The organism is Clostridium saccharobutylicum DSM 13864 (assembly GCF_000473995.1).
Lineage (GTDB): Bacteria > Bacillota > Clostridia > Clostridiales > Clostridiaceae > Clostridium > Clostridium saccharobutylicum.
The window spans coordinates 602,732-622,228 of record NC_022571.1; the positions used below are offsets into that span (position 1 = coordinate 602,732).

The window sequence follows — 19,497 nt, forward strand, 5'->3', positions numbered from 1 at the left end:
ACTATATTCAAAACTAAATATTTATTTTAAAGTCTATGAGATAAAGCTATAATAGTATAAAATTACACTATTATAGCTTTAAATATAATTAATAAACTAATACGCAAATGGAGAAGACAATGAAAAAAATAGATTTAACTGAAGGAAAAGTAATAAATGTTATAACAGCTTTAGCTTTGCCTATAATGGGAAGTTCATTATTACAATTCACTTATAACTTGGTTGATATGTTATGGGTAGGTGGATTAGGCAGCAATGCAGTTGCAAGTATTGGATCTTCAAGTCTTTATATAGGACTTGGATACTCAATAAATTCTTTAGTCGTTATTGGTGCTGGCATAAAAGTAGCTCAGGGGATTGGAAGAAAGGATAATAATCAAGTTAAGGAATATATTAATGCAGGAATTTTTATTAATTTATTGATGGGATTAATTTTGGGGTCTGCATTGATTTTTGTAGGAAAAGAACTTATAGGATTTTTACATATCGAAAATGTTGTTGTTGAAAGAGATGCTTATTATTATTTGGCTTTAAATGGTCCAATTTTATTTTTTACATTTTTTAATACTCTTTATGCAAGGATATTGGGGAGCTTTGGAAATAATAAATTAGCACTTAAAATTAATGCTTTGGGTTTAGCGTTAAATATAATACTTGATCCAATGTTTATTTACACTTTTAAATTTGGAGTTTTAGGAGCGGCTATTTCGACGTTAATTGCTAATATAATTATGTTTATTGTATATTTAGTAAAGTCTTCTGGAATACTTAAATTTAATTTTCAAGCTGGAATAGATAAAAATAAGATAATAAAAATAATAAGACTTGGTTTGCCTATGGTATTTCAAAGAATTTTATTTACAATAATTAATATTATGCTAGCGAAAATTGTAGCTTCTTTTGGCTCAGATGCAATAGCAGGTCAAAAAATAGGGCTTGAAATTGAATCGGTTATGTATATGGTTGTTGGTGGATTAAATGGGGCAGTTTCAAGTTTTACTGGGCAAAATTTTGGAGCTAAGAAATTTAATAGAATAAAAGAAGGATATAATGGAGCTCTTAAGATTGGAATAATATATTCATTAATAATTGCACTAGCATTTTTGTTCTTAAATAAACCGCTAATTAGACTATTTATTAGAGAAGAAAACACAATTATGATTGCAGCAGCATATTTACAAATGGTAGCTTTTTCGCAGGTATTTAGTACATTAGAAATGGTTTCAAATGGTTTATTCACAGGTATAGGTAAGCCTAATATACCTGCTACTATAAGTGTGGTATTCACTGCTTTAAGAATTCCAATGTCATTAATATTAATAAAACCATTTGGAGTAAATGGCATTTGGATAAGCATTGCGTTATCAAGCATTTTAAAAGGAAGTTTTGCTTATTTATTATATTGTGTTAAAGTTAAGAGAAAATATAAAGAAGTAAAAATATAGAATATATATATGTTGTAAGAATGATTAGAAGGGACTATGCTAAACAAATGATTATGAAACTATTAAAAATTTGATAAAATAATAAAAGATGAATAGAGTTGAAATGTAAAGTAAAGGATTTAAATATGCAATAATTGCGCTATTAGTATAGAGGAGGAACATTATGGAGGAATTAACAATTGCTTTGTTGATAGATGCAGATAATATTGGTGCTAAACATATTGAGAATATATTAGGTGAACTCACAAAGTATGGAAGGGTTACAATTCGGAGAATGTATGGTGATTGGACTCAGGAAAGGTTAAAATCTTGGTTAGAAAAATCTTCTCAATTTTCACTTACTCCTATAATGCAATCCAATGATACTTCAAGAAAGAATGCTTCAGATATAGGTCTTGTTATTGATGCAATGGATATATTGTATTCAGAGAAGGTAAATGGTTTTTGCATTGTATCAAGTGATTCGGATTTTAATAAACTGGCAAAAAGATTACGCGAATCTGGAAATTTAGTAATTGGTATGGGAGAACAAAAAACTCCAGAATCATTTAGAGCTTCCTGTGAAAAATTTATTTATTTAGATATCATAGATGAAGATATAGAACTTGAAGATGAGAAATTAGATATAGAGGTTGGCAATAATGAAAGTAGTAAAAAATATTTTGAAGAAAAATCATTTACGAAAAAAAGTATAATAGAAAAGACTATTATTAATATGATTTTAGACAGTACTATGGATACTATGCATCTTGGAGAAATAGGGCAAAGGATAAATAATATGTTTCCTGATTTTGATGTGAGAAATTATCATTATACAAAATTATCTGAATTGCTAAAGGAGTTTGATAGTCTTACTTTAAGTAATAAAGAAAACAAGTACTGGGTTGCTCTGAAAAATATTATGCCGGAAAATATTAAAGAAATTGAAAATAAAATAGTTGTAATATTTAATAAGAAACGAGTATCAAAGATGAACATTGGAGAATTAAAAAAAGAATTATCGAGCGTTATTCCTAATTTAAATATAGTTATTAAAAAAAGTGGAGTCACTAAGTTTTCTGTATTTTTAGATAAAAAAATTGATATTATTACAATTAGTGATGATAATAACAATGCTGAACTTATTAAATAAGCTGATATATTAGTATAGATGATAGATAAATTAATATGAAGTATAGTTTTAACCTAAGTGAAATTTAGTGAGTTGGAAAATTATTTTTAAGAGTACATTCATGGAATAATGATTTGATTTTGGCTATAATATAATTAATATTGCATCAAAGGGGAAATTTTATGTTTAATGAAAATAAAATGAATAGTTCAAAAGATAAAACTCTTATCTTAAGTATTGTTAATAGCCAATGTTTTAAAGACCTATTTATAAATAGAGGCATAACTAATGTTATTATTTTTGGTAGTTTAGCAAATGGAGATTTTACACCAGAATCTGATGTGGACATTGCAATTATTTCAAAAACCCCTATATCATTTAATGATGAATTAATACTAACTCAAAAATTAGAAGAACTCTTAGATAGAGATATAGATTTAATCGATATAAATGATGAAAATATAAATAATCTTATAAAGATTAGTGCATTAAATAGTAAGTTTGTTGTTTTAAAAGACTATCTTTTGGATGAGACTATAATCTTTTACGATAATTTATATAAAGATAATGAAGAATTTTGGAGAATATTAGATCAGGAGGTACTTGGAATTGAATAAAGAACGCTTGAAAAAGTTATTATATGATTTAGATACAACCACAAAAGATTTAAATAAATCATTACAGCTAGTTAAAAAATATAGTGATAATTCAGAGTTGAAATCAGAATTCTCAAATAGCCTTAAATATAAATATTTAAGGCTATTTATAATATATGAGGATTTTATATCAATGCTTTCAAAAGAATATAATCAGTATGAAATAGGAATGACAATTGATAAAGCGGCATTTGATTTAAACTTATATAAAAAGAATATAAAGTGATGCTAAGGAATATAAATTATATGTTATTTATATTCCTTAACATCACTTTATAAATTTAATTAACTAATTGCATTGATTGCATCCAGTTAATTTTCCACTTTCCTCTATTGAACCACTATTAACTACTTTACTTCTTAGCAAAGTTCTACAATTTTTTGTTTTGTGATAATGTTTCCCTTGAGGAGTCCAATACACAATTTCTTCATTTTTAATTTCTTGAATACTATTTTCTTCAAACAGTTCTAAAGATTTTGAATTAGAGTTTTCCTGTAATTCATTTATTGAATTTTCGTTGTCGAGTTTAATAAGATTAAGTTCATCACTATTAGAATTTTCGTGATCATGGTCTTCTAATATTTGTTCTTCTAAGTTTGTACTGGTATCTTTAAATAGGCCTAATGGCAAAACATCGACGATTGTTACTACTACTTTACGTTTTAAAATTCCCATGTAATAAAGTAAAAATATAAATCCAATTAGTACTGTTAGGAAAAGTAATATTATTAAACCTTCTTTTAACATTTGTTTTTCTCCTTACATTAATACGTACTTGCGCACAATCAAAAATGTGTTTTATCTTCAATTCTATATTATATTTGATTTTACTAAAAGTAAAAAGGCTATTGAGAAAAACTATTTAAGAAATTTTAAAAAACTATTTAAGAAATTTTAAAAAACTATTTACAACGGATAATTATTATTATATAATAATAAATGTACTAAGGAAGAAATTAACATGGATAAATAAATAAAAATAAAAATAAATAAATTTAGAAGTTTTAGGAGGAAAATATTATGAAAAAATTCGTTTGTACAGTGTGTGGTTATATTTATGAAGGAGAAGCAGCTCCAGAAAAATGTCCAGTGTGTGGAGTTGGAGCAGATAAGTTTATAGAACAAAGTGGAGATTTAGCTTTTGCTGATGAACATGTAATTGGAGTAGCTAATGGTGTAGATAAAGAAATAATTGAAGGATTACAAGCAAATTTTGCTGGAGAATGTACAGAAGTTGGTATGTATTTAGCAATGTCAAGACAAGCAGATAGAGAAGGATATCCTGAAGTTGCTGAAGCTTATAAAAGAATAGCGTTTGAAGAAGCAGAACATGCAGCAAAATTTGCTGAAATGTTAGGTGAAGTAGTAGTTGCAGATACAAAGGCTAATTTAGAAGCTAGAGTAAATGCTGAACATGGTGCTTGCCAAGGTAAAAAGGATTTAGCTACTTTAGCTAAGAAATTAAATTTAGATGCAATTCATGATACAGTACATGAAATGTGCAAAGATGAAGCTAGACATGGAAAAGCATTCAAGGGATTATTAGATAGATATTTTGCATAGAATAAAGATTATTAGATAACTATTTTATCTATAATATGAAAATAGCCAGTACTTAAGTAATAAAGTATTGGCTATTTTTTATGCAATTAAATTATAAATAAAAATGAAATTATAGGAAAATCTATATATAAGGCACATTCAAAAAAATAATCAGGGTATTTTAGACTTTTTATTTTCTTTTATGTGCCTAAGATGATATTTATTATAAATTGTTGTACATAATGTTATATGAAAATATTTCTAAATGATATTTTAGATTAAGGTACATGAAAATAAATAACAAGTCCAAAGTTGATATGAATATTTTTCGTCAGGCAAGGATGTAAATTGACTTCATAACAGGTTTATTAAGAAATTTGCTGATGGATGATGATGTAAAATGGCATAACAAATGGAACTTTTTATTTTTTGATTGTGCTTAAATTCAAATTTTATAATTTATAAAACTGAAAGGTAAAATATATTGTAAGCTAAAGGAGGATTTTTAATGAATGCAGTTGAAGTAAAGAAAGGTATTTATTGGGTTGGTGCTATAGATTGGTCCTTACGTAATTTTCATGGATATACAACAAATAGAGGAGTGACTTATAATGCTTATTTAATTATAGATGAAAAGATAGCGTTAATTGATACAGTAAAGGCTCAGTTTGCAGGTGAGCTTCTAGAAAGGATATCTAAGGTTATTGATCCAGAAAAGATTGATTATATAATCTCTAATCATGTTGAAATGGATCATTCAGGATCAATTCCAAAAGTGATGGAAGTTTGCAAAAATGCAGCTATTATTACCAGTTCACCATCAGGCTTGAAGGGACTTACTGCTCATTATGGACAATATAACTATAAATCAGTAAAAGCAAATGAAACTTTGAGCTTAGGGAAAAGAACACTTAAATTTGTTCCAACTCCAATGCTTCATTGGCCAGATAATATGGTAACTTATTGTCCAGAAGAAAAAATTCTTTTCTCTAATGATGCTTTTGGACAACATTATGCATCAAGTAGACGATTTGACGATGAGGAACAATTAGAAATCATACTTGAAGAGGCTAAAAATTACTATGGTAATATTATTATGCCTTATGGTAAACAAGTACAAGGTGCATGTGAGATTATATGTAGTTTGGATATTGAAATGATTGCTCCAAGCCATGGAGTTATTTGGAGAAAAAATATCCAAACAATTTTTGATGCATACAAGTTATGGAGTGAAAATAATCCACAAACAGGTGCTATTGTTGTATTTGATAGTATGTGGCATTCTACAGAAGTAATGGCAAAAACTATTGTTGAAGCATTTGCTGATAAAAGCATTCCAGTTAAATTATATGATTTAAAAGTAAATCATATATCTGAAATTATTCCAGAAGTTTTAACTTCAAAATACATTGCAGTGGGTTCACCAACTCTTAATAATACTATGATGCCAACAGTTGCTGCATTTTTATCTTATTTAAAAGGTTTATCACCAAAGAATAGAAAAGCATTTGCCTTTGGATCTTATGGATGGGGTGGTCAAAGTATAGCTCAAGTAGAAGAAGAATTGGAGAAATGTGGATTTGATATTTGCTTAGATAAAATTAGAGTTCAATATATACCTTCTAAACAACAATTGGATGAAATTAGAGAACTTGTTAGGAATATTGAATAAGTCACATTCAAAAAATAACGAGTCCATCTATCAAGCCTATTTTTTATCAGAGGAAGCTTGACTCGCATACAATTATGGTAGCAGATTTCACTAATAGTCAGCCATGAGACAAATCTGATTTATTGTCTGATGAAAAATAATGATGACATTTTTGGGGTGGTGTTTTTTTCTGCATGATTAATATTTACTTTGACAAAATAATATACAATATTATAATAAATAGTATATTATGTAAAATTAATATAATAAATTTATTTTTGGGGAGGACTAAAAATGTTAAAAGTAACAAAAACAGATAAGGCTCCATCAGCAATAGGACCTTATTCTCAAGCAATAAGTTTTGGAGATCTATTATTTGCATCAGGACAAATACCATTAGATCCAAAGTCAGGAGAAATAGTTGGAGGCAATATTGAAGAACAAGCAACTCAAGTTATGAAAAATATTTCAGCAATACTAGAAGAAAATAATATTGATTTCAAAAATGTTATAAAAACAACTTGTTTTCTTGCTAATATGGCTGATTTTGCAAAATTTAATGAAGTTTATGCTAAATACTTTATAAGTAATCCAGCACGTTCATGTGTGGCTGTAAAAGAGCTTCCTAAAGCTGTTTTATGTGAAGTTGAAGTTATAGCTTACAAGTAATATATATAACTCAAATGAGGTATTGCAAAACATTTTAAAGTTTAGCAATACCTCATTGAATTTATTATGCATTTTTTATTTCTTCTACTAATTCCTTCATTAATTCTGGAACAGTTGTCATCTTTGTAAGTCTGCCTGCATTTTCTCCACAGAATATTAATCCTTGATCAACATTACCTTTCACGGCATTGATTAAAGCTTCGGTTATGCAGTATGGAGTGGTAGCAGGATTACATGGAGTTAAACAATTGTAGCAGTGAGTTATTTTTTGTCTTTCTATAAGAGTTTTCTTAACAAAAGAATTTTTAATAGCACGTCCAGGCATTCCTACAGGACTTTTTACTATTTGTATATCTTCTTTTGAACAGTTTAGATATGCATTTTTAAATTCTTGTGATGCATCACATTCCTCAGTTACTACAAATCTTGTTGCCATTTGAACACCGCTTGCACCTAATTTTAAGTATTTTGCAATGTCATAGCCATCAAATACTCCACCAGCAACTACTACAGGAATTTCTTTATTGTATTTTTCAGCGTATTTCTTAGTTTCGTTTATTATGTCAACAACGATTTTATCAAAATCTACATCATTATTTTGTAATTCATCTAATTTATAGCCTAAATGTCCACCAGCCTTTGGTCCTTCAATTACTACAAGATCTGGAGCTATATTATCATGTTTATCCCAAAGCTTTAGAATTACTTTTGCAGCCTTTAAAGAAGAAACAATTGGTGCAATTTTAACAGAAAAATCTTTTACGATTTTAGGTAACATAGTTGGTAGTCCTGCACCTGAAATTATTAAATCAACACCAGCATCTATTGCGGTTTTTATTTGTTCTTCATAATGGCTAGTTGCAACCATTGCATTAATTCCTATTATGCCATTTGGTGCTTTAGCTTTTGCTAAAGTAATATGCTTTTTTAAAGCCCTTAAATTTGCTTGTAAAGGGTTTTTATCGAAATCATCCTCATCATAACCAAGTTGAGCAGTAGAAATCACTCCAATACCACCTGCATTTGCAACAGCAGCAGCTAGGTTAGATGATGAAACACCAACTCCCATACCTCCTTGAATAATAGGAATAGGAGCAATTAAATTTCCAATTTTAAGAGAATTAAAATTCATTTCACATATATCCTTTCATAGAAAATTCTATAATATAATAAACTATTTTGACTATCAAAATAGTTTATTATATTATAGAATAATATGAAGCCTTAAACAAGAAGTATTTTTTTTGCTTAGTTTTTCCAAGATATTTTTAACTTAAATAATATTCTTTTACGTTAATGATATTATATATGTATCTTAAATATTTTTTATATCTTTATTGAATGTTTTTGTTGACATAAACTATAGCATCATGATATACTGTTAAATGTCTTAGGGGTATGGCTCAACGGTAGAGTAGTGGTCTCCAAAACCATTGGTTCTGGGTTCAAATCCTAGTGCCCCTGCCATAAAATTGTAGTACTATTGTACTACAATTTTTTTTGTGTCTAGAAAAGTAAAAAAATTGATTTTAAAATACAGTAATATAAATGTTTATAAGAGTATTATAATTATGAAGCATAAATGATTAGGAAGAAAAGCCAGGGGCTTTTAAAAAGACAAAAATAATTAAATGTGACTTCAGCTTCAATCATTAATTATTAATCATGAATAATTAATGATTGAAGCTGAAGTCACTTTTTTATTTTTAGCAAATCATAATATAGCAAATTCATACATAACTTTAATAGAAAGCAAAAGTACAGAGTTTGTAAGCGGATTTTACTGAATTAAATTAAATCATAAGAAAGAGCTTGGTAAGTCACGATTATAACTATAGAACTAATGTCGAAAACTCTTTGAATTCATAAGCAAAATGTAAATAAAATAGAAAAATGTAAAAAATGACTTTATTAAAAGTAATTAATTTGTTAATATAATAAAATATGAAGATAAATTGATATACATATAAGTAAATGTGTAGTTTTTTGTCTTAAATGTGATTAGTGTTTTTTTCATGTGATTAAAAACTACTCAATCTTCGTATAAGATAAGCATATTATGGTAATAATCCATGATGAGGTGGAATGAATATGAGCAAATTAGTTATGCTAAATGAAATTAGAAATAAAAAGATAAAAAATAATGATAATAATATTATTAAAGAAGATGTTAATGAATCATATATAACTTTCATGGAAAAGTTTTGCAAATTTGAAAATGAAGAAGATATAATAAATTTAAATGAAGAAATTATAGATACAAAGTATGAAGAAAAAATTAACAGAATAATAGAAAAAATTTTTTTATTAGATAATAAAACCCCATTAATAGATTTTATTAATTCAATATATAAAGATGATTTGTGTACAAACACTGAAATTAAAATAATTAGAAATTCTGATACTGCCAATAAAAATTATAAGTTTAAAATTTTAAGAGATGTCAGTTATGAATTTAATATTTTAGCAGAAGATGGTTATAGAAAATTTGAATATGAAATACAATTTCAAACTAATGATTCTCATAATATAGCTTTTACAGTTGCAAGAAATGATTTAACTATTAATTGTAATAAGATAGTTAATTTGAATAAAAAGAGAAGAGAACATCAAAGTAATATTGAAAATGATGAAAAGAAAAGTTTGCAAGATTATAATAAGCCATGGCTTATTATGCTTAACTCAGATATTCAGGTTCCTGATGTATATAAATTTAAGTCAGACAATGATAAAGATTCAGATTATGAATTCAATATATTTAAAAGCTGGAAGTATGATTTTAAACGTTTATTTCAAGATAACATGTATTTATTATTTCCTATGAAAGTATTTGATCTTAAGAAAAGATTATCTAATATAAATCAAGATACATGTGGAAAAGATATTGTTAAAGATGAAATTTTAAGATTTTTTAGAGAGATGAATGTATATTTAAGAAAATTAAAAGAATCTGCTTTAATAACAGAAAAAGATATTAATGAATTTAATTTAATAGCAATTGATTTGTTAAATGACTTTATTAAAGAAAAAAATAACATTTTTATAGATATAAAAAAAGATATAGAAGATAAACTAAAAAATATAGTTGTATAGGATATATGTAGAATATAATCATTAAATTTACAAGAATATAAAATCGTATGTTGGTTAAAATATTATTGTCAGGAGAAGAACTTAACAAGGTTTTTCAAATGATAATACCAAATTAACCGAGGAGGGGATCCTTATGTCAAATAAAGCATTAGTTCCAGAAGCAAGACATGGTCTAGAACAGTTTAAAAATGAAGTAGCTCAAGAACTAGGAGTACCATTTAGTGATTATAATGGAGATTTAAGTGCTAGACAATGTGGTTCAGTAGGCGGGGAAATGGTAAAAAGAATGGTAGAGGAATATGAGCATAGAATATAATTAGAACTGCGCCTTTATTCGAGTTAAATTCTATAAATTATGATAAATAATTTAATCATATTCCAAACCAGAGAGGTACGTTATCAGTGAGTAACGTACCTCTTTCTTTTTTTGATTATGTTTAAAATTGATAATTATTTTGGACTACTATGGTATTTCATGATAAAATTAGAACAAAAGTTCGTTAGGTACATGAAATAAATAACAAGTCCAATTTACTGTTGATATTTTTTAGAATGTACATTGAAAAAGGTGATTAAATGAAAAAAATTAGGATATTACATACGGCAGATATACATTTCGATACTCCTTTTAGTGGAATGACACCTAATGAAGCGTTAAAAAGTAAAGAGGAGTTAAAAGAAGTTTTTGAAAAGATAATACAAATTACTAATGAAAGAAAAATAGATATTCTTTTAATTGCAGGGGATGTGTTTGATAATCTATCTGTAAATAAAAGTACACTTTATTTTATTAAGAGTTGTTTGGAAAAAATAAATCACGTTAAGATTTTTATAAGTCCTGGGAACCATGACCCATTTAATGATAAATCATTTTATAGCATGATAGAATGGCCAGATAATACTCATATTTTCACAGAAAAGCCTGAACGAATTATTTTGGAAGAACTAGATACAGTAGTTTGGGGAGTTGGGTTTGATAAGCCACATATTAATAATTCGTTATTAAAAGATATACAAAGAATTGATGGATACAATAATGTAATGGTTCTTCATGGAGAAATAACGACAACCAAGGATAGTAATGATTATAACCCAATAACAGAAGAAGACATAGCTACAAGTGAAATGGATTATATAGCACTTGGCCACAGACATAAATTTTCAGGTATAAAAAAAATAAAAAACACTTATTACAGTTATAGCGGATGTCCTCAAGGTAGAGGATTTGATGAGCTTGATGATAAGGGAGTATTATTTATTGAATTAAAAGAAAAATTTTTAGAGAGTGAATTCATCAGAACATCAATTAGAAATTATTATGAAAAACAAATAAATATTGATGGCTGTTTTGGTAATAATGAAGTAAAAAATAAAATTATAAATGAAATATCCAAAGAAGATAGAGAAAATAATTTTTATAAAGTAATTCTTACGGGTGAAATATCAGAGGACTTCACTTTAAATGAAGAATTTTTGCAGCAATTACTTAGCAGTGAATTTTATTTTGTAAAGATTATAGATAAAACTGAAATAAAATTAGATATGAACGAGTTAATGAAGGGATATTCTATAAAAAGTATATTTGCTAAAAAGATGTATGAAAAGCTTCAAATGGCAGCAGATGAAGATGAAAGACAAAGAATAATTTTAGCATTAAAAATAGGGATCCAAAGTCTTTCAGGAGAAGAATTGAAAATTTCTGAAGGATGATTATTATGTATGTAATTTCGGTTAACTATTGCATAAGTATGATTTATAGCTTGAGTATCTATATTGTAATTGATAAAATATTCAAAAATATTTTAAGTGAAGTTTTTACCAATGAGAGAGGTGAGGTTTGTGCGGATTAAAAGAGTTACTATTGATTTTTTTGCTGGAATTAAGAATAAAACTTTAGATTTTTCAGAGGGCTTTAATTTAATTTATGGAGAAAATGAGCGTGGAAAGAGTTCAATAGAAAGTTTTATTAAAGTTTGGCTGTATGGCATGGATAATTCGAGAGGAAAGTTTAATGATAGAAAAAGATATTTGCCTTTAAGTGGAGAAAAAATTTCTGGTGAATTGACAGTTGAATATAATGGTAAGGGTTATATTATAAAAAGAACTTTTGGTATAACTAAAAAAGAAGATACATGTGAGGTTTTGGATGAGATAACTGGTGAAGCTATAGAAATGGAATATAAAAATGAACCAGGACGAATGTTTTTTAATATAAATTCCTCTACTTTTACTAAAACTTTATTCATAAGTCAGTTAGGTGTTATTGTTTCTAAAGATAAAGAAGAAGAGATCATGGAAAAAATAACTAATATGTATAGTGCAGGGGATGAAAATATTTCGATAACAAAAGCTATAGAAAAGCTTGAAAAGCGTAAGAAACAATTATTTGGAGTAAGAAAAAGTGGAGAGATTGATTTATTAGAGGAAAAAAGAAATTTGCTTAATGAAGAATTATGGGAAGCTTATAAATTAGGGGAAGAAAACATACATAATGAAGAAACTTTAATAAAGAAAAAACAAGATAAAATTAATATAAAGGAACAAATTCATAAATTAGATTTATATAAGAAATATATTAAAAAGATAAAACTTCAAAAGGATTATAAGGAAATATGTGATTATTTAATAAAAGGTGAAGAACTTAAAAAGAAAGAGGAAGATATAAGTGGACAACTTAAAAAAGGAAATGAGTTTATAACCAATGAATTTTTAGATGAGATTAGCGAAAAATCATCAAGATATCTAAGTCTTTTAGATGTTAAGCAAGAGAAAATGAATAAATTACATGAATTGGATCAAGAATATAAAGAAAAAAATGATGAAATGAAAAAATATAGTGTGTTCACTTCTATGGGAAATAATATTAAGGAAAAAATATATACTTTAAAATTCGATCAACAGAATTTAGAAGATAAGCTAAATAATATTATTAACATTAAGAATTCAATATCAAGAATCAAAATTGATATATCTAAACAGAAGTCGGGAAATGAAAGTCTAGAATTTATATGTAAACATAGACAAGAAATAGAAGAACTGCTTATTTCGTATAAGGATGGATTAAAAGAATTAAAGTATAAAATAGAAAATCAAGATAGTAGCAAATATTTAATAAGTGATTCAAAGGATGGTAATAACAATATATTTATTGCATATGCATTGGGTGGAATAAGCTGCTTAGGATTTGTTTATGGTATGGTAAATCAAATGATATCGCTTATGATAGTTTTATTACCTTTATTTCTTTTATCAATTAAATTATATGTAACATATTCATTGGAAGCAAAAAATAATGAATTAGCTAAGAAAGACAAGATGGTAGTTGAAAAATTAAACACTCAAATATTAGAAAGTGAAGAAAAATTAAATTTGTACATTAAAAGAACTAATTCTAAGAGCTATGAAGAATTTATAAATAAGTTAACAAAGTATGATAAGTATAAAAGTTATAGTGATAATATGAATGTTATTATGAAAGATAAGGAAGAGGAAATAAAGTCATATAATATTACAGAATTGAAGGGAACCTATAATAAAAATAAAGGGGTTATATCTTCTCTTTATAGTGTTTTGTTATGTAAATCATTAGATGAAGTACTAGAAAAAATAGATGTATATGAAGAATTAAAGGAAGATATTCTTAGGAATGAATATAAGATAAATGGAGTTAAAGAAGAACTGCGAAATATTGATGAACAATTAATTGATAGAGAGCAAGAAATAAAAAGCAAGACTACTGTAATTGGATTAGAAAATACAGAAATATTAGATTTACATATTAAGATAAAAGAATATAAAGAAAAAATAAATTCAATGAAAGAAGTGAAAAGTGCTTTAAAAAATGTTGAGGAAACATATAAGGTTTTACTTAAAGATAGAAATATTGATGAGATAAAAGAGGAAATGAAAGAAATAATAAATAGTAATATAAATTATTCTTATGAATCAGAAGAGGAAATAGATACGGAGATAAGAAAGCAATCTAATGAATTATTAAAAGTTGAAAAAGAAATAAAAGATTTAGAGCATCTTATAGAAAAAAGATATATAGGAAAAAGGGAAATTTCTGAAATACAAGAGGAATTGTTGATTAATAAGGAAAAGTCTGGAAAACTTGAAAAAGAATTTAAGGCTTTAGATTTAGCAAGTTCAACTCTTCAAGAAGCGTTTGATGAAGTAAGACAAAATATAGGACCAGAATTAAATAATAAAGTTGTGGATAAATTTAATTTTTTAACAGATGGAACGTATAAAGAAGTTAAAATTTCAGAAGACTATACATTAAAATTAAGAGAAGATACAAAATTATTTGATGGAGAAATATTAAGTAATGGAGCAAAAGATCAATTATATTTATCTTTGAGGCTTTCTATTGTAGATATGTTATTTAAAAATAAAAATGTACCAATTTTTTTAGATGATGCATTTGTTCAATATGATGATAAAAGGAGAGAAAAAGCGATAAAGCTTTTAATTGAAGAGAATTTTGAACAAGTAATTTTCTTTACATGTCAAAAAATTGAAAAACTAATTGTTGATAGGAATCGTGATAATTATAACTTAATATTTTTATAAATCATATGCTAAGGCACAATCAAAAAATAATAGACCAATATGCTATTCTATTTTATGTAATACTAAGTTAGTAAAATAAATTAATGGGCTTTATATGAGTCTATTTTACTTTCTTCTCTACATAAAATTATGAGTATCATTTTTGCTATCAAATATTGGAATTGATTTATTCCATGATTGACACATTTAAACTTTAGGGGTAAGATTATAAACAAATGTGCAAATGCAAATCATATGCAAGTTGGAGGGGTAAGATGAAAAAGAAAATTATTGCAGGTTTTTTAATTGCATGTATTAGTTCAATGCTAATTGGATGTGGAAAAGCTAATGCTGGAAGTAATGTACAGGATAATGATAATAAGAAGTTGAAGGTTATGGTTTCAATATATCCATTAAAGCAATTTACTGAAAAGATTGCAGGAGATAAAGCAGAAGTTACTTGTTTAGTTCCAGATAATATGGAGCCACATGATTATGAACCTAAAACTAAAGATTTAGAAAAATTAACTAATAGCCAGATTTTCGTATATAATGGATTAGGAATGGAAACTTGGGTAGACAAGGTTAATGATGTTATTAAGGATAAGAATGTACTTAGTGTAAATTCAAGTGATGGAATAGATCAGAGAAAAGAAGGGGATGCAATAGATCCACATAGCTGGCTAAGTTTAAAAGATGCAGAAAAGCAATCTGATAACATAAAAAATGCTCTTATTCAATGTGATGAAAAAAATAGAGACTATTACGAAGAAAATTATAATAAATTTAAAGATGAATTAGAAAATTTATATAATGAATATCAACCTAAATTTAGTCAATTAAATAATAAAGATTTTATTACTGGTCATGCTGCTTTTGGATATTTATGCAGGGATTTTGGGTTAACACAAAAATCAGTAGAAAATTTATTTGCTGAGGGAGAACCAACACCAAAACAGCTAGAAGAATTAGTTGGTTTTTGTAAGGAAAATAACATAAAAACTGTTTTCTCAGAATCATTAGCAAGTCCAAAGGTTTCAGAAACTTTAGCATCAGAGGTTGGAGCAAATGTTGTACCTATATTGACATTAGAATCTAATGAGGATAATAAAGATTATATATATGCTATGAAATATAATCTGGATGAAATATATAAATGTTTATCAAATGAAAGTAACAAGAATAGTTAGGTAAGTTAAGAAAAATATTCATGGCAACTTTTGAACTGTTATTTATTTTTATGTGCCTAAATATATTATGATAGTTAGAGAAGTCATCTTAAATAACTTAGTATTATTTTAAGATGATTTCTCTATTTTGTTAAATATGTAAGAAACATATTATTTATGGTATAGTTATATTATAGGAATATTGAAAAAAATATAGTTTATAAAAGGAGGTATTATGAGTTCAGCAGAAAAATTTTATAAAGAAAATATAGAAAATAATAAAGAACAAAGCAATTTATTATCCACTAAAGTAAATCTAATAGGGTGGAGCAGATTAGCTGTAGTAGTGTTGTGCTTGATATTTGATTATATTTTATATAAACAAAATAAGTTGATTCTTGCCATGATTTCTACAACTATATTCGTAGTGTTATTTTTATTTTTGATTATTTATCACAATAATATATTTGAACGTAAGAAAAGGTTTGATATATTAGCTAAGATTAATGAAAAAGGAATTAAAAGATTAAATGGAGAATTTAAAGAATTTGAGGATGATGGAACGGAATATTTAGATAATGGACATTCCTTTATAAATGATTTGGATATATTTGGGAAAAATTCTGTTTTTCAATATATTAATAGTACAGTTACAAAAGGTGGAAGAGAAGCATTAGTTAAGTTGTTAAAAAGAGAAAAAACATTAGATAAAAATGAAATAATGCATAATCAAAAATCGATAAAAGAGCTTGGATTAAAGGCAAAATGGAGACAACAAATAATTCTTGAAGGAACTTTAGAAAAGTCAAATGACATAGATATAAAAAGTCTAATTCAATGGAGCAAGAAAAATAGTGATTCATCATCAAGTCCGTTAAGAATAGCAATAGCATTTACATTTATGTTGGTAACTGCTGTCTTTATATATATGTGCAGCATGGGATTAATGCCTGTATCAGTTCTACTTTTAGATCTTATGGTTAATTATTGTGTAGTTAAGATGCTGTCTAAGGCAATGAAAGAAGAATTTAAATTATTTGACACAATAAAAAGGCATGTAAGTGTATATAGCAAAATTTTAGCTTTAATAGAGGATGAAGATTTTGAATCTTCTTATTTAGCAAAATTAAAAGCTAAATTAAAGGATAATAATTTAAGTTGTAAAGATGAAATGAAGAGATTATCTGCAATACTAGATTGGATGGGAAATAGTGCTTATAATGCCTATTACTTATTACTAAATGTATTTTTATTTTCAGATGTATTTTTAATTAAGAAGTTGGAAAAGTGGAGAGATAAAAATGGAGATAGATTGGAAGAATGGCTTGAAGTAATGCATGAAATAGATTCACTTTGTAGTGTTGCTAATCTTTCTTTTGATAATGAAGAGTGGATATATCCAACTATTATAAATGAAAACGAATTAAGCGTAGTTAGTGTTGGCCATCCGTTAATAGGGAAAAGAGCTGTAAAAAATACATTTGCACTAAAAGGAGATCAGAAGGTATCGTTAATTACTGGTTCAAATATGTCTGGAAAGAGTACTTTTTTAAGAACACTAGGTGTGAACTTGTTTTTTGCTTATATTGGTGCACCAGTATGCGCAAAAGAGTTTTCATGTGGAATTATGAATATATACACTTGTATGAGAACAAAGGATAATTTAGAAGAAAGCATTTCATCTTTCTATGCTGAAATATTAAGAATAAAAATATTAATAGAAGCATGTAAAAAAGGCGAAAGAGTATTTTTTCTTTTAGATGAAATATTTAAGGGAACAAATTCAAAGGATAGACATACTGGGGCCACAGTTTTAATTAAGCAATTAATTAAATATGGTGGAGTTGGGCTTGTATCTACACATGATTTGGAATTATGTTCTTTAGAGCAAGAAAATAAGCATATAATAAATTATAATTTCAGAGAATTTTATGAAGATAATAAAATCAAATTTGATTATATATTGAGAAGAGGGAAGAGCGAAACTCAAAATGCAATTCATTTAATGAAATTAGCGGGAATAGAAATTATTTAGGTACATGAAAGAAAATAACCAGTCCAAAATGTCATGATTATTTTTCTGAATGTGCCTTAGATTAGAAAGGAATATATTATGGGGTATATAATTATAGATTTAGAGTTTAATAACTTGAAAAATATAACTAAATATGATGAAAAGTTTTTTGAGAAATATGGAATGTTTGATTCAATAGATTTAGAGAATGAAATCATAGAAATAGGTGCAGTAAAAGTAGATAAGTATATGAAGTGTGTAAATGAAATGAGGGAATATATTAAACCTTCTATATTTCCTGTAATAAATCCAATTGTAACTGACATTACTAAGATTAATATGGATATATTACAGAAAAAAGGCATATCGTTTAAAGAGGCTATGAATAAGCTTAAGAATATGTTTGAGGAGGGGGATGTCCTTTGTTCTTGGGCAAAAGATGATGTGGCAGAATTAATTATAAATGCTAATCATCATAAATATATGGACTTAGATTGGTTGTCTGGCTATTTAGATATTCAGGAATATGCAACTAAAATATTAGGACATAAGAAGGCGTTGGGTCTTAAACCTGCATTAGATGAGTTAAAGATAAAAGTGGATAATAATAAATTACATGATGCATTAAATGATGCAGCATATACAGTTGAAGTATTTAGACGAATATATAATTCCAGAGTAATTAAAAATTATATAGTTAATGATATATATAATATGCCAGCAATTAACGTATCTGCAGCTCATGGTATGGTAATTGATGAAGAAAAATTAAAATTAAAATGTCCTAAATGTGGAAAAAGAGTAGTTTTAGATACATCAATAAATCTTCTAAATTGGAGATTTGCAGCAGTTGGTAAATGTCATAAGTGCAAGAGCAATGTTTTATGTGAGATTATGATAAAGAAAACCCTTGGAGGGGAAGTAGTATATGATGAATCCAATAGCATTTTAAGGAATGAATCTTACTTGAATTATATATATAAATTTGATAATCTTAGTCATGAAACACATTAAAAATTAAAAAAATTTAATAAATGTTTACGAATAAGTAATAATTTCTTTAAAGTATTTTAATTAAAAATATGATAAAATAATGTAGTAAACAAAATAAAATTAATACATTTAAGGGAAGGATTTTATTTATGAATATAGCCTTTTTTCTTACTCCGAAAAATGAAGTGGTTTGTGAAAATGAAGATGCAACAATGAGACAAGTTATGGAAAAGATGGAGCATCATGGATATACAGCTATACCACTTATAGATAAAGAAGGAAAATATGTTGGGACTTTAACAGAAGGAGATTTGCTATGGAAGCTAAAAAATACTCCTGATTTAAATTTTAAAAATACTGAATCTGTGAAAATAAAAAATATACAAAGAAGAGTAACACATAAATCTGTATCAATAACATCAAATATAGAAAGCTTAATATCGTTAGCTATAAGTCAAAATTTTGTACCTGTAACGGATGATAATGGAATCTTTATAGGTATAATAAAAAGAAGTGATATAATAAATTATTGCTATAATGAAATGGAAAAAAGAAAAGAGTTCGAAAGACAACAATTTATACTTTATGATGAAGGTTAA

Annotated in this window: 17 protein-coding genes and 1 tRNA gene; 16 read left to right on the forward strand and 2 right to left on the reverse strand. The window is 26.6% G+C overall.

The features are described from left to right. The first annotated feature begins 119 nt into the window (after positions 1-119). From CLSA_RS02845 to CLSA_RS02860, 4 genes are all read left to right on the forward strand, one after another. Entirely contained in the window at positions 120-1,445 is a 1,326-nt protein-coding gene (locus tag CLSA_RS02845; protein ID WP_022743884.1) for an MATE family efflux transporter, read from the forward strand. A 163-nt stretch (positions 1,446-1,608) separates the two neighbouring features. Next, positions 1,609-2,577: an NYN domain-containing protein gene (locus CLSA_RS02850; RefSeq protein WP_022743885.1), complete on the forward strand. Its 969-nt coding sequence runs from the start codon at positions 1,609-1,611 to the stop codon at positions 2,575-2,577. Positions 2,578-2,738: 161 nt separating this feature from the next. Next, positions 2,739-3,173, forward strand: coding sequence for a nucleotidyltransferase family protein (locus tag CLSA_RS21910; RefSeq protein WP_022743886.1), 435 nt, complete (start codon positions 2,739-2,741; stop codon positions 3,171-3,173). Beyond that, on the forward strand, positions 3,166-3,438 hold the full coding sequence (locus tag CLSA_RS02860) for a hypothetical protein (protein WP_022743887.1): 273 nt from the start codon (positions 3,166-3,168) through the stop codon (positions 3,436-3,438). The genes CLSA_RS21910 and CLSA_RS02860 overlap by 8 nt, the downstream gene beginning before the upstream one ends. A 63-nt stretch (positions 3,439-3,501) precedes the next feature. On the opposite strand, the gene CLSA_RS02865 is transcribed toward CLSA_RS02860, so the two are convergent. Next, entirely contained in the window at positions 3,502-3,960 is a 459-nt protein-coding gene (locus CLSA_RS02865; protein WP_022743888.1) for a hypothetical protein, read from the reverse strand. Positions 3,961-4,233: 273 nt separating this feature from the next. Here CLSA_RS02865 and CLSA_RS02870 point away from each other — a divergent pair, with 273 nt between their 5' ends. The 3 genes from CLSA_RS02870 (at position 4,234) to CLSA_RS02880 (ending at position 7,075) form a co-directional block, all read left to right on the forward strand. Beyond that, entirely contained in the window at positions 4,234-4,776 is a 543-nt protein-coding gene (locus CLSA_RS02870; protein WP_022743889.1) for an NADH peroxidase, read from the forward strand. A 487-nt stretch (positions 4,777-5,263) separates the two neighbouring features. After that, the gene (locus CLSA_RS02875) at positions 5,264-6,427 is read left to right on the forward strand and encodes an FprA family A-type flavoprotein (RefSeq protein ID WP_022743890.1); all 1,164 of its coding nucleotides are present in this window, start codon (positions 5,264-5,266) and stop codon (positions 6,425-6,427) included. 273 nt (positions 6,428-6,700) lie between these two features. Next, positions 6,701-7,075 (forward strand): RidA family protein, encoded by a 375-nt coding sequence (locus CLSA_RS02880; protein WP_022743891.1) that lies wholly within the window; start codon positions 6,701-6,703, stop codon positions 7,073-7,075. A gap of 64 nt (positions 7,076-7,139) precedes the next feature. Here CLSA_RS02880 and CLSA_RS02885 read toward each other — a convergent pair whose 3' ends face one another. Continuing rightward, on the reverse strand, positions 7,140-8,207 hold the full coding sequence (locus CLSA_RS02885) for an NAD(P)H-dependent flavin oxidoreductase (protein WP_022743892.1): 1,068 nt from the start codon (positions 8,205-8,207) through the stop codon (positions 7,140-7,142). A 260-nt stretch (positions 8,208-8,467) separates the two neighbouring features. Here CLSA_RS02885 and CLSA_RS02890 point away from each other — a divergent pair. From CLSA_RS02890 to CLSA_RS02930, 9 genes are all read left to right on the forward strand, one after another. Further along, positions 8,468-8,542 (forward strand) — tRNA-Trp (locus CLSA_RS02890). A 624-nt stretch (positions 8,543-9,166) separates the two neighbouring features. Further along, on the forward strand, positions 9,167-10,168 hold the full coding sequence (locus tag CLSA_RS02895; protein ID WP_022743893.1) for a hypothetical protein: 1,002 nt from the start codon (positions 9,167-9,169) through the stop codon (positions 10,166-10,168). A 133-nt stretch (positions 10,169-10,301) separates the two neighbouring features. Next, complete coding sequence (locus tag CLSA_RS02900) at positions 10,302-10,484, forward strand: alpha/beta-type small acid-soluble spore protein (protein ID WP_022743894.1); 183 nt, start codon at positions 10,302-10,304, stop codon at positions 10,482-10,484. A 260-nt stretch (positions 10,485-10,744) separates the two neighbouring features. Next, on the forward strand, positions 10,745-11,878 hold the full coding sequence (locus CLSA_RS02905) for a metallophosphoesterase family protein (protein WP_022743895.1): 1,134 nt from the start codon (positions 10,745-10,747) through the stop codon (positions 11,876-11,878). Positions 11,879-12,007: 129 nt separating this feature from the next. Next, entirely contained in the window at positions 12,008-14,743 is a 2,736-nt protein-coding gene (locus CLSA_RS02910) for an AAA family ATPase (protein WP_041716039.1), read from the forward strand. Between the two features lie 254 nt (positions 14,744-14,997). Beyond that, complete coding sequence (locus CLSA_RS02915; RefSeq protein WP_022743897.1) at positions 14,998-15,912, forward strand: metal ABC transporter solute-binding protein, Zn/Mn family; 915 nt, start codon at positions 14,998-15,000, stop codon at positions 15,910-15,912. 214 nt (positions 15,913-16,126) lie between these two features. Continuing rightward, the gene (locus CLSA_RS02920; protein WP_022743898.1) at positions 16,127-17,926 is read left to right on the forward strand and encodes a MutS-related protein; all 1,800 of its coding nucleotides are present in this window, start codon (positions 16,127-16,129) and stop codon (positions 17,924-17,926) included. A gap of 78 nt (positions 17,927-18,004) precedes the next feature. Next, complete coding sequence (locus CLSA_RS02925; RefSeq protein ID WP_022743899.1) at positions 18,005-18,919, forward strand: 3'-5' exonuclease; 915 nt, start codon at positions 18,005-18,007, stop codon at positions 18,917-18,919. Between the two features lie 128 nt (positions 18,920-19,047). Further along, complete coding sequence (locus CLSA_RS02930; RefSeq protein ID WP_022743900.1) at positions 19,048-19,497, forward strand: CBS domain-containing protein; 450 nt, start codon at positions 19,048-19,050, stop codon at positions 19,495-19,497.

Bases quoted from the DNA above. Each gene is read 5' to 3' on its own strand.
- CLSA_RS02870 (WP_022743889.1), top strand. From the start codon at position 4,234: ATGAAAAAATTCGTTTGTACAGTGTGTGGTTATATTTATGAAGGAGAA.
- CLSA_RS02905 (WP_022743895.1), top strand. From the start codon at position 10,745: ATGAAAAAAATTAGGATATTACATACGGCAGATATACATTTCGATACT.
- CLSA_RS02925 (WP_022743899.1), top strand. From the start codon at position 18,005: ATGGGGTATATAATTATAGATTTAGAGTTTAATAACTTGAAAAATATA.
- CLSA_RS02920 (WP_022743898.1), top strand. From the start codon at position 16,127: ATGAGTTCAGCAGAAAAATTTTATAAAGAAAATATAGAAAATAATAAA.
- CLSA_RS02875 (WP_022743890.1), top strand. From the start codon at position 5,264: ATGAATGCAGTTGAAGTAAAGAAAGGTATTTATTGGGTTGGTGCTATA.
- CLSA_RS02880 (WP_022743891.1), top strand. From the start codon at position 6,701: ATGTTAAAAGTAACAAAAACAGATAAGGCTCCATCAGCAATAGGACCT.
- CLSA_RS21910 (WP_022743886.1), top strand. From the start codon at position 2,739: ATGTTTAATGAAAATAAAATGAATAGTTCAAAAGATAAAACTCTTATC.
- CLSA_RS02865 (WP_022743888.1), bottom strand. From the start codon at position 3,960: ATGTTAAAAGAAGGTTTAATAATATTACTTTTCCTAACAGTACTAATT.
- CLSA_RS02845 (WP_022743884.1), top strand. From the start codon at position 120: ATGAAAAAAATAGATTTAACTGAAGGAAAAGTAATAAATGTTATAACA.
- CLSA_RS02930 (WP_022743900.1), top strand. From the start codon at position 19,048: ATGAATATAGCCTTTTTTCTTACTCCGAAAAATGAAGTGGTTTGTGAA.
- CLSA_RS02885 (WP_022743892.1), bottom strand. From the start codon at position 8,207: ATGAATTTTAATTCTCTTAAAATTGGAAATTTAATTGCTCCTATTCCT.
- CLSA_RS02915 (WP_022743897.1), top strand. From the start codon at position 14,998: ATGAAAAAGAAAATTATTGCAGGTTTTTTAATTGCATGTATTAGTTCA.
- CLSA_RS02895 (WP_022743893.1), top strand. From the start codon at position 9,167: ATGAGCAAATTAGTTATGCTAAATGAAATTAGAAATAAAAAGATAAAA.
- CLSA_RS02900 (WP_022743894.1), top strand. From the start codon at position 10,302: ATGTCAAATAAAGCATTAGTTCCAGAAGCAAGACATGGTCTAGAACAG.
- CLSA_RS02850 (WP_022743885.1), top strand. From the start codon at position 1,609: ATGGAGGAATTAACAATTGCTTTGTTGATAGATGCAGATAATATTGGT.